9 protein-coding genes are annotated in these 13828 nt (G+C 63.7%); 1 reads left to right on the top strand and 8 read right to left on the bottom strand.

Annotation, left to right across the window (positions count from 1 at the left end; all coding sequences use genetic code 11):
* Nucleotides 1-4: 4 nt before the first annotated feature.
* The 6 genes from HGI46_RS04715 to HGI46_RS04690 all read right to left on the bottom strand — a co-directional run bounded on the left by HGI46_RS04715 (nucleotide 5) and on the right by HGI46_RS04690 (nucleotide 8089).
* The gene (locus tag HGI46_RS04715; RefSeq protein ID WP_168903300.1) at nucleotides 5-1072 is read right to left on the bottom strand and encodes a CaiB/BaiF CoA-transferase family protein; all 1068 of its coding nucleotides are present in this window, start codon (nucleotides 1070-1072) and stop codon (nucleotides 5-7) included.
* A 72-nt stretch (nucleotides 1073-1144) separates the two neighbouring features.
* On the bottom strand, nucleotides 1145-2740 hold the full coding sequence (locus HGI46_RS04710) for a tetratricopeptide repeat protein (protein ID WP_168903299.1): 1596 nt from the start codon (nucleotides 2738-2740) through the stop codon (nucleotides 1145-1147).
* Nucleotides 2706-4082 (bottom strand): PEP-CTERM-box response regulator transcription factor, encoded by a 1377-nt coding sequence (gene prsR, locus HGI46_RS04705; protein ID WP_118074775.1) that lies wholly within the window; start codon nucleotides 4080-4082, stop codon nucleotides 2706-2708. Before prsR ends, HGI46_RS04710 begins: the two co-directional genes overlap by 35 nt.
* The gene (prsK, locus tag HGI46_RS04700) at nucleotides 4082-6217 is read right to left on the bottom strand and encodes an XrtA/PEP-CTERM system histidine kinase PrsK (protein WP_168903298.1); all 2136 of its coding nucleotides are present in this window, start codon (nucleotides 6215-6217) and stop codon (nucleotides 4082-4084) included. Before prsK ends, prsR begins: the two co-directional genes overlap by 1 nt.
* A gap of 12 nt (nucleotides 6218-6229) precedes the next feature.
* Nucleotides 6230-7615 (bottom strand): TIGR03013 family XrtA/PEP-CTERM system glycosyltransferase, encoded by a 1386-nt coding sequence (locus HGI46_RS04695; protein WP_168903297.1) that lies wholly within the window; start codon nucleotides 7613-7615, stop codon nucleotides 6230-6232.
* A gap of 201 nt (nucleotides 7616-7816) precedes the next feature.
* The gene (locus tag HGI46_RS04690; RefSeq protein ID WP_118073941.1) at nucleotides 7817-8089 is read right to left on the bottom strand and encodes a hypothetical protein; all 273 of its coding nucleotides are present in this window, start codon (nucleotides 8087-8089) and stop codon (nucleotides 7817-7819) included.
* A gap of 128 nt (nucleotides 8090-8217) precedes the next feature.
* Here HGI46_RS04690 and HGI46_RS04685 point away from each other — a divergent pair, with 128 nt between their 5' ends.
* A complete protein-coding gene (locus tag HGI46_RS04685; protein WP_168903296.1) occupies nucleotides 8218-10527 on the top strand; it encodes a patatin-like protein in 2310 nt (769 codons plus the stop codon).
* Nucleotides 10528-10578: 51 nt separating this feature from the next.
* Here HGI46_RS04685 and dnaJ read toward each other — a convergent pair whose 3' ends face one another.
* On the bottom strand, nucleotides 10579-11709 hold the full coding sequence (gene dnaJ, locus HGI46_RS04680) for a molecular chaperone DnaJ (RefSeq protein WP_168903295.1): 1131 nt from the start codon (nucleotides 11707-11709) through the stop codon (nucleotides 10579-10581).
* A gap of 70 nt (nucleotides 11710-11779) precedes the next feature.
* Nucleotides 11780-13690, bottom strand: coding sequence for a molecular chaperone DnaK (gene dnaK / locus HGI46_RS04675; RefSeq protein WP_168903294.1), 1911 nt, complete (start codon nucleotides 13688-13690; stop codon nucleotides 11780-11782).
* Nucleotides 13691-13828 lie beyond the last annotated feature (138 nt).

Raw genomic sequence — 13828 nt, 5'->3', positions numbered from 1 at the left:
AACCTCAGCTCTTGCCGCGCCCGGCCAGCGATGGCTTGGGCGCGGGCGTGCCAACGAAGCGCGGCGCGGGCGCCGGCATGATCATCCCATCGTCCTCAACGAAGGTTTCACGCGCCGTGTTGTGAGGATGCCTTGGCGCCTCGCGCAGGCTCAGCACCGGCGCAAAGCAGATGTCGGTGCCGTCCATGATCGCGCACCATTCGTCGCGGGTCTTGGTCAGGAACAAGGTGGTCAGCCGCGCCTTCAGGTCCGGCCAGACGCGTGGGTCCATCTGCGGAGCAAAGGCGGGATCATCCTTCAAACCGGTCTTTTCCAGGAGCAGCGCGTAGAACTGCGGCTCGATCGAACCGATCGAAATCCACTTGCCGTCGCTGGTTTCATAGGTGTCATAGAAGTGCGCACCGCCATCCAGAAGGTTGACGCCGCGCTCGTCCTTCCAGCGCCCAAGCCCAAGGAAGGTGTAGGTCATCGCCGAAAGGATCGCCGCACCATCCACCATTGCGCAGTCAACGACCTGGCCCTTTCCGGTCCGCTGCGCCGAGAACACCGCCGCCATCACGCCAAATGCCATGAGCATCCCGCCCCCGCCGAAGTCTCCGACTAGGTTGACTGGGAATTGTGGCTTTCCACCCGCCTGTCCAAAGCTGTGAAGGGCACCGGCCAGTGCAATGTAATTGATGTCATGCCCGGCAAGCGAAGCCATCGGCCCCTCCTGCCCCCACCCGGTCATGCGCCCGTAGACGAGCCTGGGATTGTCGGCGAGCAGTACGTCCGGCCCCAGACCAAGCCGCTCCATCACGCCGGGGCGATAGCCTTCGACAATCGCATCGGCGTCCTTCACCAGTTCGCGGATCCGGGCGATCGCGGCAGGGTCCTTGAGATCGAGCTCGATCCGTTCGCGATTTCGGTTGAGGATATCGCGGTTGCCGCTGTCACCAACCCGGTCGCCTTTGGCCGGTCGGTCTATGCGGATGACGCGCGCACCATGGTCGGCAAGCATCATGCAGGCGAACGGCCCGGGGCCGATCCCTGCGAATTCAAGTACCGTCAGCCCTTCGAGCGCCCCTGCCATGTCCTTCTCCGCATTTAATCGTTCGATTGAATTCGGATTAAGGCGATGGCGCTCCCCTGTCGAGAACAGAGTTCATGACGGATTGCGCAAGGCTCGCTGCTGCAGGAAGCCTTCGATAGCCGCCTGTCCGACAGTGTCGCCCAATGCAGCGCGTCCCGCAGACAGCAGCTTCAATGCCTGAGGACTGCCGGGGTTCTGCCGCAGGTAGCGGGCGAGAACGCCGTTTGCCTCCACGGGCTTCCCCAGTGCGCGCAAGGCGTAGTCTATTCTCTGCAGCGTCGGCAGGTTGAAGCGAATGAGCGCTGCTCGGCCATACTGGTCAAGCGCTCCGACGCGGTCCCCCGCCATGAGCCGGGTGTCGCCCGCCAGCAGCCACGCCTCCGCTGCGCCCGGATTGGCAAGCCGCAAACGGTCCGCCACTACCACGGCCTGACCAGCATTACCGCTCGCGATCAGTCCACGGATATAGGGCACGGCGTTCGCAGCGAAGTTCGGCGCATCGCCATAGGCCAACGCCAGCACCGGCAATGGCTGGTCGGCAGAAATGACCAGCGCAGAGCGTTGGCCTGCTGCGGTCGATCTTTGCCGAAGTGTCGCGGCGGCGAGCTTGTCCCCAAGTCCCGCCTCGGCATTCGCGGCAAGGGCCAGAAGGTAAGGCGGGGCGAAGTCCTGCCTCGCCCAGGCTGCCGCAATCTCGCTCGCCTGCTGATGAAGTGCCTGGCGTTCCAGAGCCCGTACCAGCAGCATGCGTGCCTGCAGGTTATCGGGCTGCACTCGCAGCAGCCGGTCAAAATGGCCGACGGCAAGGTTGGCGTTCCCGGCGCGATATTCGAGAATGCCATTGAGCAGCATTGCTGCCGGCATATCGCGCAAGGTAGTGCCGGTCTGCAGCAGGATCTTGCGGGCCAGATCGGTCTGCCCCGCCCTTGCCGCCAGAACCGCCTGAAGATAGAGCGCGCGGACATTGCCGGGGTCGACCTTGGCCAGCTTGCGACAGACGACCAGCATCGCCCGGTATTGGCCCATGTCGCCCAGCGTCGCGGCATACTCGCCCAGCAGCCCGACGTCGTTTGGCGCAGCACGAAGCCCGGCCTCGAACCAAGGCAGGGCTGCTTGCAGGCCAAACTGTTCGCGTACCAGCAACCCCCGCAATTCGAGCGCGCGCGGATCTTGCGGGGCCAGCTTTACCGCACGCTCTGCAGCCTCGATCGCCTGGGCCTGTTCGCCGCCGCTGAAGCGCAGCCGCGCAATGTCCACCCACAGCGAAGCGTTGTCCGGTGACAGGCGATAGGATTGGTCCAGCGCTTGCCCAGCCGCTGCCAGCCGGCCATCCATAAGCTCGATGCGCCCGCGCAGTTGCCAGCCGTGCGCAGCGCTGTCAGCCCGGAAGTCCCCGCCATAAAGCACCTTGCGCGCCTCGCGTCGGTCACCCTGGAGGAGCAGTGCTTCGCCAAGTTCCGCCCGCACGTCGTCCGCAGACGCGCCCTGCCGCATCGCCGTGCGCAACGGTGCCTCGGCGGCGATGCCATCGCGCTTTGCTATGGCATCGCGCGCCTTGGTGAGGAGGTCCGCTGGCACGTCGCCGCGCACCGGTCCGCCAAGGACCAGTGCGACCAACGCGGCTGCGGTGAACCTAGTTATGGAGATCGTACTGCTTGAGCAGGTCATATAGCGTGGGCCTGCTTATGCCGAGCAGTCGCGCGGTACTGGATATGTTGCCCTCGCTTCGCGCAAGGGCATGGCGAATGACCTTGCGATCGGTCACTTCGCGCGCGGTCTTGAGGTTAAGGGGCGAAGCTTCCTGCGTCTCGCCCGTCGGCAGATCAAGGTCGGCCGCAGAGACTAGCTTCCCGTCGGCCATGATGACCGCACGCTTCACCCGGTTCTCAAGCTCGCGCACGTTGCCCGGCCAGTTCCATCCGTCAATGGCGGCAAGCGCATCGGGGGCAAAGCCCTTGACCGAAGGATTCATCTCCTTGGCAAAGCGCAGCAGGAACGATTTGGCGAGAAGCGTCGCATCGCCCGGGCGCTCGGCCAGCCCCGGAATGCGCACGACGATTTCGGCAAGGCGATAGAACAGGTCCTCGCGGAAACGACCGTCGGCAATCATGGCCTCGAGATTCTGGTGCGTTGCGCAGACGATACGCGTGTCGACTTCGATCGAGCGCCGCCCGCCGATCCGCTCGATGGTCCGCTCCTGCAGGAAGCGCAGCAGCTTCACCTGCAGTTGCAGCGGAATGTCGCCAACCTCGTCGAGGAACAGCGTGCCACCGCTCGCCAGTTCGATCTTGCCCTCGGTCGTCTTGACCGCGCCGGTGAACGCGCCCTTCTCGTGCCCGAACAATTCGCTTTCCAGCAGGTTTTCGGGGATGGCCGCGCAATTGATCGCGACGAAAGCGCCTTGTGCCCGGCTTGAACAATCGTGCAGCCCGCGCGCCAGAAGCTCCTTGCCGGTACCGCTGGCACCCAGCAGCATGACCGAGACATTGGTGTTGGCCACGCGCTCGATCGTGCGCGCCACCTTGATCATCTCGGGCGCAGCCGTGATCATGCGGCCGAGCACCTTGTTGTCTGATGAGGCCCGCGTTGCCAGGACACGGTTTTCAGCCTCGATCTGGGAAAGATGCAGCGCGCGTCGCACGATCAGGCCCAGCGCGTCGATGTCCACCGGCTTCTGGTAGAAATCGTAGGCGCCCTTCTCGATCGCCTTCAGGGCGGATTCCCGCGCCCCGTGTCCGCTGGCGACGATGACCTTGGTCTGGGGACGCAGCGCCATGATCTCGTCAAGCACGGCGAACCCTTCGGTCGTGCCATCCGGGTCAGGCGGGAGGCCGAGATCGAGCGTCACCACAGCCGGCTCTTCCGACCGCAGCAGCGTCAGCGCCGTGGCCCGGTCGCCCGCAATCACGACGTCGAAATCCTCATAGGCCCACTTGAGCTGAGCCTGCAGACCCGGATCGTCCTCGACGATCAGCAGCACCGGCCGCTGTCCGGACTTTGCATCACTCATCATGCCACCTTTTTCCCATGGGGGGTGCTTTCCCCCTCAATCGAACTGAACAATCCTTGCGCGGCTGCCAGCGGCAGGCGCACCGTAAAGCGGCTGCCCAGCCCTTCGCGGCTTTCAACCTCAAGCTTGCCGCGCATGGCCCGCACCATTTCGCGCGCCTCGTATGCACCGATGCCGAACCCGCCTTGCTTGGTCGATACGAACGGCCGGAACAGGCGATTGCGGATAAACTCGGCACTCATTCCGCAACCGGTGTCGATCACTTCGATCGTACCGTAGAGGCCATCCACGTTGCATTGCAGGAACACCGCCATGCCCTCGGCGCTGGCGTCGATCGCGTTCTGCACCAGATGCAGAACCACCTGTTCGAGCACTTCACGGTTGGCAAAGACGCGGCAGGGCGCATCGTGCGTCACGTGGACCTGCAGCTGTCCGGGAGCGTTATAGCGATTGGCCACGGCGCGGATCACGTCGCTCGCATCAATGTCCTCGACGCGCTCTGCAGCATTGCCGCCATAACGCGAAAGCCTCGCCAGCAAAGCGTTGAGCTTGTCGGCGGAATTGCGCAGCGTGATCAGCATGTCCGCCCGGAATGCCGGGTTTTCAGCATGCTTCTCGGCATTGCGCGAAAGCAGGCTCAACTGGCTGGCAAGGTTCTTGATGTCGTGCATGACAAACGCCATGCGACGGTTGAATTCCTCGAACCGGCTCGCTTCGAGCAGCGCCGACTGGCCGGCATGCTCGGCAAGGTAGCTTGCCAGCTGCATGCCCACCACGCGCAGCAGGTCGAAATCCTCCCAATCGAGCTTTCGCGCCACTTGCGGACGCCCCAGCACGACCAGACCGACCAGGCGATCAAAGTGCAGCAGAGGCACCAGAGCCCAGGCGGAATGCTCTTCCACCAGCCATTTCGGTACCGCGGCATCCTCGCCCTGATGGTTCACGCCGGCGCGCAGTTCGTCGAGATCGACAATGAAGCCGCGCCTCTCGAAAAAGGCGACCCGGTCGATCGACAGCGCTTCGGCTGGAACATCGGCAGTCGGCCATTGCCAGCGAGCCGATAGCACCATCTCGCCATTCTCGCCTTGGCACAGCAGCAGGCCGGCAGAGCTGTCGGTGATGTCGGCGACCGCCTGGACCACGCGCTCATGCAATGATGGCGCATGCGTGCCGCCGCGGCCGATCGTGCGGGTGAAGCGCAGCCACTCCGAGCGATAGTCGTAACGGTGCTGGAAGAAGTGCTTGGCGAGCATGACTTTCATCCAGCCACGCAGGCGTCCCGCCGGGAGAATGGCCAGCACCAGCACGCTCGTCACGAACACGAAGCCCAGCTGCGCTAGCTGCCCGGCATCGCCGCCAAGCCACGCCAGCGATTGCGCCGCACCGACCATCACGATCATGTAGGCACCGATCACCAGAAGTGAGAGCGACTGGAAAGCGACGGCGCGTGACGGTGAGAACCGTAGAGCCGACCGCCCTCGCACCGCACCGATGGCAAGCAGCAAGGCAACGCCGATCTGCGCCACGCCGCGCATGGCTTCGAGTTCGACCGGCAAGGCCCGCGCGAGATAGGCGATCGTATAGAGGTTGAGGTCGTACCCCCAGACTGTCGCCATCGCGATGCAGGTCCAGCGCAGCGCAACGCGCTGTTGCGCCATGGCCCCGGCGTAGAGGTTATGCACCAGCACCAGCGCGCCCGCGGCAACCAGCAGCCGGAACAGCATCGAGATCTGGAAGATCATCGCCTGCGCCGCAGCGTTGCCACCATACCGCACGTTCATCATGAGCAGGATGAACTGCAGCGTCTCGACGAAGATCAGCGCCGCCATGACCGGCCTGATCGGTGCAACGCTCGTATGGCGCCCGTCGCGGGTGAACAGCACGAACGCGAGGCTGAGCCAGGCGAAAGTGCGGAAACTTTCGAACACCTGCGCAACCAGTGTCGCGTATCCGGTCCCGGCGACCACGAGCGCCCAGGCACCACTGACGATGAATGCGCCAAGCTCGGCCCGGGCCGGGCCCTCCTGCGCGTTACGCCGACGCTCCCAGCGCCAGCCCGTGAGCATCAGGAAGCAGAACGCGGCAATGAGAAAGGCCCATTGCCCGAAGCCCATCCATGACAGGGGAGTCTGCATGCCGACGCCCCCTTACCGTGCACCCTCGTGCCAGAGCACGACGCGGAGGGTCTGGAGCAGGATCAGCAGGTCCAGGAAAGGGGTGTAGTTCTTGGCGTAGTACAGGTCGTACTCGAGCTTGTGCCGCGAATCCTCGATCGATGCCCCATAAGGGTAATTGATCTGCGCCCAGCCCGTGATGCCGGGCTTCACCATGTGGCGCTCGGCATAATACGGCAGCTTTTCCTCGAGGTCCGAGACGAACTCGGGGCGCTCGGGACGGGGGCCGACGAAGCTCATCTCGCCTTTCAGCACCGACCATGTCTGCGGCAGCTCATCGATCCGCACTTTGCGGATGAAGCGCCCGATCCGGGTCACGCGCGGGTCGTTCTCCTGCGCGAACTGCGCCCCGTTCACCTCGGCATCGGTGCGCATAGAACGCAGTTTGATCACATCGAACGGCTCGCCATACAGGCCGACGCGGCGCTGGCGGAAGAAGGCCGGCCCTTTGCTGTCGATTTTCACCAGCAGGGCGAACAGCACGATCACCGGCAGGGTAAGTACCAGCAACAGCAGGCTCGCGGTAATGTCGAAGATGCGCTTGGCGGCGCTTGACAGGGCACGACCCGATGAAAACCCGTCCGAGAAGATCAGCCAGCTCGGGTTGACCGTGTCGAGATCCACACGCCCCGTTTCGCGTTCCATGAACGTCGAGAAGTCGTTGACGTGTACGCCAGTGGTCTTGATCCGCAGCAGATCCTTCAGCGGCAGCGCGTTGCGGCGCTCTTCCAGCGCCAGCACCACTTCGCTCACACCCAGATTTTCCACATAGCGCGTGAGGTTGTTGATCGCGTCGCGATGGATAGCCTCTTCGACAACCGGCGCGGCGCTGCTCATGCCGATGTATCCGACAATGGCAAAACCTGCCTCGGGCCGCTCGCCCAGCTTGCGCAGGCGGTCAGCTCGCGCGCCAGCGCCCAGCACCAGCACGCGCCGCCGAAATGCGGATGTCCCAAGAAGACCACCCAGCAGCAGCCGGATGAGCACCAGGAACGCCATGGCAATGAACATCGCGTAGAACAGGTTGGACCGCCACAGCGTTCGCCCCGGCAGCATGAAGTAGACAACAGAAAGGGCAATGATCCCGAGGCTTACCGCCACCATCAGCCGTGCCGTAGCATAACGCATCGAACGCAGCGCGTCCGATCCGTAGACGCCGACCGCGATCATCGCGGTCTGCACCAGCACCGCAAACAGCAGCAAGGGCGTCAACCGCATGGGCACCATGCCCGGATCGATGCCGATCTGGTGCGCGCGCAATTGCCAGCCCAGTTCGCCGGCGCCGATAAGCAGGACAAAGTCCAGCAGGCCCAGCAGCAGAACCGAATGCGGTATGTAATGCTTGAACAGGCGGATCATATGCCCGGCACTCGTCACCCCACGTGGGCACGGAATGGCCCTATGGGGCAATCTTACACCGCAAAGAGTAAAGCGTCGGTTACTCTGACACCGGCAAGCTCATAATCCGGACTTCACATCTATCTGATATAAATAGAAAAAACTCCGCCCACAAAATCAATCTGTCGGCGGAGTTTACATTTTTGGCTTATCGGAGGCGATCTATTTGCCGTCGGCAACGTCCTTTGCCGCATCTCCGATGTCCTTGGCCGCGCTCCCCACGTTGTCGGCGGCACGCTCGATGGCGTTGTCGCGGCTCGCGCGGCTGTCCGACATCTGCATGAGGAAATAGCCGCCCACGACCAGCGCGATCAAAAGGATAACGGCAATCAGCCAGCCACTGCCACCGCTGCGCGGGCGTTCGTCATAGACTGTCGTGTGCGTGTGTGCGGACCCGTCAGGTTCACGCACTTCGACCGTACGTTGCTCGACCATGGTTTCGTCCCTTCTGATGAAACTTTTCTGTCCAACGCGCAGGCAAACATGACGTTCCTTTCATCCACATCTGCACCTTCCTGCCAAAGCCTCTGGCTCGCAGCGCGTTGCCGTGCCAGAATGCCACCATGCGGCAGAAGGAACTGCGTCTCGCCCTCATCTGCTACGGCGGCATCAGCCTTGCCGTGTACATGCATGGAGTAACCAAAGAGCTCTGGCACGCCACCCGCGCCAGCCGGGCCTTTCACTGCCCGGACGAAGCGAGCCCCGGCGGTGTCGAGGCGGTTTACCTGAGATTGTTCGAAGAGATTGCGCTTACCCGTGACCTGCGGCTGCGTCTTCTGCCAGATATCGTCTCCGGGGCCAGTGCCGGCGGGATAAACGGCGTGTTCCTGGCGCAGGCCATTGCCACCGGACAAAGCCTTGAACCGCTCACGGCCATGTGGCTCGAACGCGCCGATATCGATGTGCTGCTCGATCCCGACGCAAAGCCGTGGAGCCGCTTCGCCAAGTTCTGGGCGCAACCTCTCGTCTGGTTCGTGCTGAAGCGGCCGGGCAATGTCGTGAGCAGTACGGTCGCGCCAGAGACGCGCTCCGAAGTGCGCCGCAAGGTCTCGCGCCTGATCCGCGCGCGCTGGTTCGCACCGCCGTTCAGCGGAATCGGCTTTTCGCGGATGATTGCCGACGCGCTTGACGCGATGGCAGCCACCCCCATGGGCGATCCGCTTTTGCCCGAAGGTCACCCCATGGACCTGCTGGTCACGGCGACCGACTTCAACGGCCATCATGAAGAACTGCGCCTCAACAGCCCGGAAATTGTCGTCGAAAGCGAGCACCGCCTTTCGATAGGCTTCCGCCGATCGACCAGCAGGCATGGCAACAGGGACCTTGCACCCTGCCCCGAACTGGTCCTTGCGGCGCGATCGACGGCCAGTTTCCCCGGCGCGTTCCCGCCCCTTGTCATCGACGAGATCGATCAGCTTGTTGCCGAGCGCCGCTCCGCCTGGCCGGGGCGCACGCAGTTTCTCCAGCGGATCATGCCCAGCCACTGGAAGCGCGGAGACCTTGACAGCGTGGCGCTCGTCGACGGCGCCGTGCTCGTCAATCGCCCTTTCGCCCAAGCCATCGGCGTCCTTCGTGACAGGCCCGCGCGGCGTGAGGTCGATCGCCGCTTCGTCTACGTCGATCCCAGCCCCGATCACATGCGCATTGCGCCCAAGGGGGGACGCACGATCGGCTTCTTTTCAGCCATATTCGGCTCGCTCTCATCGATCCCGCGCGAACAGCCGATCCGCGACAATCTGGAATCGCTCGAACGGCAATCACGGCAGCGGCATCGCCTCCGCACCATCGTCGATGCCCTGCGCCCCGAGATCGAGGAGACCGTCGAAGGTCTGTTCGGGCGAACCCTGTTTTTCGATCACCCCAACCAGCGACGGCTCACCGCCTGGCGCAACAAGGCACAGCAAGCCGCCGCCGAACGCGCTGGCTACGCTTTCCACGGCTATGCCCAAACCAAGCTGGCCGGGATCGTCACCGATCTTGCGGCGCTGATCCACGAAGCGGCGCCTGCCGCCGGCTCGCTGGATAAGGTCGAGGCTGCGCTGTGGGACCATCTCGCCAGCACTGGCCTTGATCGGCTTTCGGCCCTGCGCGGTGGAGCAACCGACAAGGCCATCGTCTTCTTCCGCACCCACGATCTTTCTTTTCGCATCCGCCGCCTCAAGCTGCTGGCCCGACGGCTGACACACGATTGGGAGGAAGGTGAAAGCGTCAGCATTGCCGACCGCGAAGCTGCACGTGATGCTGTCTACCGCGCCCAAGCGCTCTATCAGGGTAGAGAGACGTTCGAGGGCCTCGGCCCCGGCTTCGCCGAAACCGCAGCCCTTGCCACGGTCGATCCCGGTGCGGTGCTCAACGCCATCGCCACGCGGCGCGATCTCGTCGGGCTGGACCTGCAGGTCGATTCGATGCTCGTGACGGCGCTTGAGAGGATGGGCAAGCCGCTGCGCCGCCGCTTCCTCCACGCCTATCTCGGCTTCCCGTTCTACGACACCGCCACCCTCCCCCTGCTGCAGGGCGAAGGAATGGGCGAGTTCGACCCGGTCAAGGTCGATCGCATTTCACCCGATGATGCCACGTCCATCCGCAAGGGCGGCACGTTCGCCTGCCTGCGCGGGGTCGAATTCTTCAACTTCGGCGCGTTCTTCAGCCGCGCCTATCGCGAGAACGACTATCTGTGGGGCCGCCTCCACGGCGCCGAACGCATGATCGACCTGATCTGCTCGACGGTAGAGGAAACGCTCCCCGCCGAAGTGATCGCCGCCTTCAAGCGCGACGCCTTCCTGGCGATACTGGAAGAGGAACAGGGCCGACTGGTCGCCGAACCGGGACTGGTCGAGCGGGTGCGCGCCGAAGTCGTCGCAGCCTTCGAATAGCGCCGCGATATAAACCAACTGTACCCCCGCCTGCGCGGGGGTAAAGCAAGTTTACTCCGTCAGATCCGTCCAGGCATCCTTGATGCGCTCGAAAAAGCCCTTGGACTGCGGGCACTCCTCGCCGGTCTCGGTAGCCTGAAACTCCCGCAGGAGTTCCTTCTGGCGCGAAGAAAGCTTCGTCGGCGTCTCCACGTGGATTTCCACCACCAGATCGCCAATCCCGCGCCCCTGCAGCACGGGCATGCCGCCACCGCGCTTGCGCAACTGCTTGCCCGACTGGATGCCGGCCGGAATCTCGATGGCGTGGACTTTTCCGTCCAGCCCCGGAATCTCGATCTCGCCACCAAGCGCCGCAGTCGTGAAGCTGATCGGGCAGCGCGTCAGCAGCGTCGTGCCCTCGCGCTCGAACACCTTGTGGCGCTGGATGTGGAGGAACAGGTAAAGGTCGCCCGGAGGCGCTCCGAAGGGACCTGCCTCGCCCTTGCCGGCAAGGCGGATGCGCGTGCCGTTGTCGACGCCTGCGGGAATGTTGACCTGAAGCCGCTGCTCGGCGTCGACGCGGCCTTCACCGCGGCAATTCTTGCACGGGCTTTCGATCACTTCGCCGCGGCCATGGCAGTTCGGGCAGGCCCGCTCGACCATGAAGAAGCCCTGCTGCGCCCGCACCTTGCCGTGCCCGCCGCAAAGGTTGCAGCGTCGCGCCGAAGTGCCCGGCGTGGCGCCCGATCCGCTGCAAGGCTCGCACTTCTGAGAAACCTCGACCGCGATCTCGGTCTCCTTGCCGTGAAAGGCATCCTCGAGGCTGATTTCCATGTCGTAGCGCAAGTCCGCGCCACGCCGCGCCTGCTGACGGCCACCGCCACCGAACGCGCCGCCGAAGATCGTCTCGAAGATATCGCCGATATCGCCGAAGTCTCCGCCACCAAAGCCGCCTTGGCCACCGCCGCCGCCCTGCTGGAACGCGGCATGGCCATAGCGGTCATAGGCCGCCCGCTTCTGCGGGTCGGACAGGCAGGCATAAGCCTCGTTGATCTGCTTGAACTTGGCCTCGCTCTCGGCACAGCCCGGATTCTTGTCCGGATGGAACTTCATGGCGAGTTTGCGGTATGCAGACTTGAGGACCTTCTCGTCCGCAGTCCGCTCAACTTCGAGCAGTTCGTAGAAATCGATCTCGGCCGACATTGCGCTTCCCTAACGCGAAGACCCGCCGCCAGCGCATTCACGCAAGCGGCGGGCCGGTTTCATCGCAACATCACTTGTTGTCGTCGACTTCCGAGAACTCGGCGTCGACCACGTCGTCATCGGCTTTCGGAGCGTCAGCCGACCCCGGAGAAGCCGCAGCAGCCTGCTCCTTCTCGTAGATCGCCTGGCCCATCTTCATGGCCTTGTCGGTCAGCGCCTGCGTCTTCGCGGTCATCTCGTCCGCGTTGCCGCTTTCGACAGCCGTCTTGGCCTCGGCGATGGCAGCCTCGATCTCTGCCTTCAGCGAGGCGTCGATCTTGTCGCCATTGTCTTCAAGCTGGCGCTCGGTCGCGTGGATGAGGCTTTCGGCGTTGTTCTTGGCTTCCGCCTCGGCACGACGCTTCTTGTCCTCTTCGGCGAACTTCTCGGCATCGCGGACCATCTGGTCAATGTCCGCATCGGAAAGACCACCAGACGCCTGAATGCGGATCTGCTGCTCCTTGCCGGTGCCCTTGTCCTTCGCGCTCACGTTCACGATGCCATTGGCGTCGATGTCGAACGTCACCTCGATCTGCGGCACGCCGCGCCGTGCGGGCGGAATGCCGACGAGGTCGAACTGGCCGAGGAGCTTGTTGTCCTGCGCCATCTCGCGCTCGCCCTGGAAGACCCGGATCGTCACCGCCTGCTGGTTGTCCTCGGCAGTCGAATAGACCTGGCTCTTCTTGGTCGGGATCGTGGTGTTGCGGTCGATCATCTTGGTCATGATGCCGCCCAGCGTCTCGATGCCCAGCGAAAGCGGGGTCACGTCGAGCAGCAGCACGTCCTTGACGTCGCCCTGCAGCACGCCGGCCTGGATCGCCGCGCCCATGGCGACGACTTCGTCCGGGTTCACGCCGGTGTGCGGGTCCTTGCCGAAGAAGTCCTTCACCACTTCGCGGACCTTGGGCATGCGGGTCATGCCGCCGACGAGAACAACCTCGTCGATGTCCTTGGCCGAAACGCCAGCGTCAGCCAGAGCCTTCTTGCACGGATCGAGCGTACGCTGGATCAGGCCGGCCACCAGCTTTTCCAGATCGGCGCGGGTGATCGTCTCCACCAGATGGAGCGGGGTGGTGCTGCCACCTTCCATGCGGGCGGTGATGAACGGCAGGTTGATCTCGGTCGTCTGGGCAGACGACAGCTCGATCTTGGCCTTTTCCGCGGCTTCCTTGAGGCGCTGCAGGGCGAGCTTGTCGCCGCGCAGGTCCATGTTCTCCTTCGACTTGAACTTGTCGGCCAGGAATTCCACCAGCGCCGTATCAAAGTCCTCGCCGCCAAGGAACGTGTCGCCGTTGGTCGACTTCACCTCGAACACGCCATCGCCGATCTCGAGGATCGAGATATCGAAGGTGCCGCCGCCAAGGTCATAGACCGCGATCGTCTTGCCGTCCTGCTTGTCGAGCCCATAGGCCAGCGCCGCCGCAGTCGGCTCGTTGATGATGCGCAGCACTTCGAGGCCCGCGATCTGCCCGGCGTCCTTGGTCGCCTGGCGCTGCGCGTCGTTGAAGTAGGCCGGAACGGTGATGACCGCCTGCGTGACGGTCTCGCCGAGATAGGCCTCGGCGGTTTCCTTCATCTTCTGCAGGGTGAAGGCCGAGATCTGCGACGGGCTGTAGTCCTGGCCACCGGCCGCAACCCAGGCATCGCCGTTCTTGCCCTTGGTGATCGTGTAGGGGACGAGTTCCGTGTCCTTCTGGGTCAGCGGATCGTCAAAGCGGCGGCCGATCAGGCGCTTGACCGCGAAAATCGTGTTGTCCGGGTTGGTGACAGCCTGGCGCTTGGCCGGCTGGCCGATCAGGCGCTCACCATCCTTGGTGAAAGCGACGATCGACGGCGTGGTGCGCGCACCTTCCGAGTTTTCAATGACCTTGGGCGTGCCCCCGTCCATTACAGCAACGCAGCTGTTGGTCGTGCCAAGGTCGATGCCGATAACTTTAGCCATGAGTTCCCCAGTTCCTTCCATTCAAGACACCGCGTGGGAAAGCGATCCCCCTGCCGGGCAGACCGCCGTGTGCGGCTCGATTGTCCGCGATATAGGTGCGCTTCTTCTTGGCACAAGGCCCCCGCGCGCTTACCTCGG

Origin of the sequence: Novosphingobium sp. ERW19, assembly GCF_012641315.1 — a bacterium.
GTDB lineage: Bacteria > Pseudomonadota > Alphaproteobacteria > Sphingomonadales > Sphingomonadaceae > Novosphingobium.
The sequence above is the reverse complement of the archived record's forward strand: the minus strand, read 5'-3'. Positions and strand labels throughout refer to the sequence as shown.

Bases quoted from the DNA above. Each gene is read 5' to 3' on its own strand.
- HGI46_RS04710 (WP_168903299.1), bottom strand. From the start codon at position 2,740: ATGACCTGCTCAAGCAGTACGATCTCCATAACTAGGTTCACCGCAGCC.
- dnaJ (WP_168903295.1), bottom strand. From the start codon at position 11,709: ATGTCGGCCGAGATCGATTTCTACGAACTGCTCGAAGTTGAGCGGACT.
- prsR (WP_118074775.1), bottom strand. From the start codon at position 4,082: ATGAGTGATGCAAAGTCCGGACAGCGGCCGGTGCTGCTGATCGTCGAG.
- HGI46_RS04715 (WP_168903300.1), bottom strand. From the start codon at position 1,072: ATGGCAGGGGCGCTCGAAGGGCTGACGGTACTTGAATTCGCAGGGATC.
- prsK (WP_168903298.1), bottom strand. From the start codon at position 6,217: ATGCAGACTCCCCTGTCATGGATGGGCTTCGGGCAATGGGCCTTTCTC.
- HGI46_RS04690 (WP_118073941.1), bottom strand. From the start codon at position 8,089: ATGGTCGAGCAACGTACGGTCGAAGTGCGTGAACCTGACGGGTCCGCA.
- HGI46_RS04685 (WP_168903296.1), top strand. From the start codon at position 8,218: ATGCGGCAGAAGGAACTGCGTCTCGCCCTCATCTGCTACGGCGGCATC.
- HGI46_RS04695 (WP_168903297.1), bottom strand. From the start codon at position 7,615: ATGATCCGCCTGTTCAAGCATTACATACCGCATTCGGTTCTGCTGCTG.
- dnaK (WP_168903294.1), bottom strand. From the start codon at position 13,690: ATGGCTAAAGTTATCGGCATCGACCTTGGCACGACCAACAGCTGCGTT.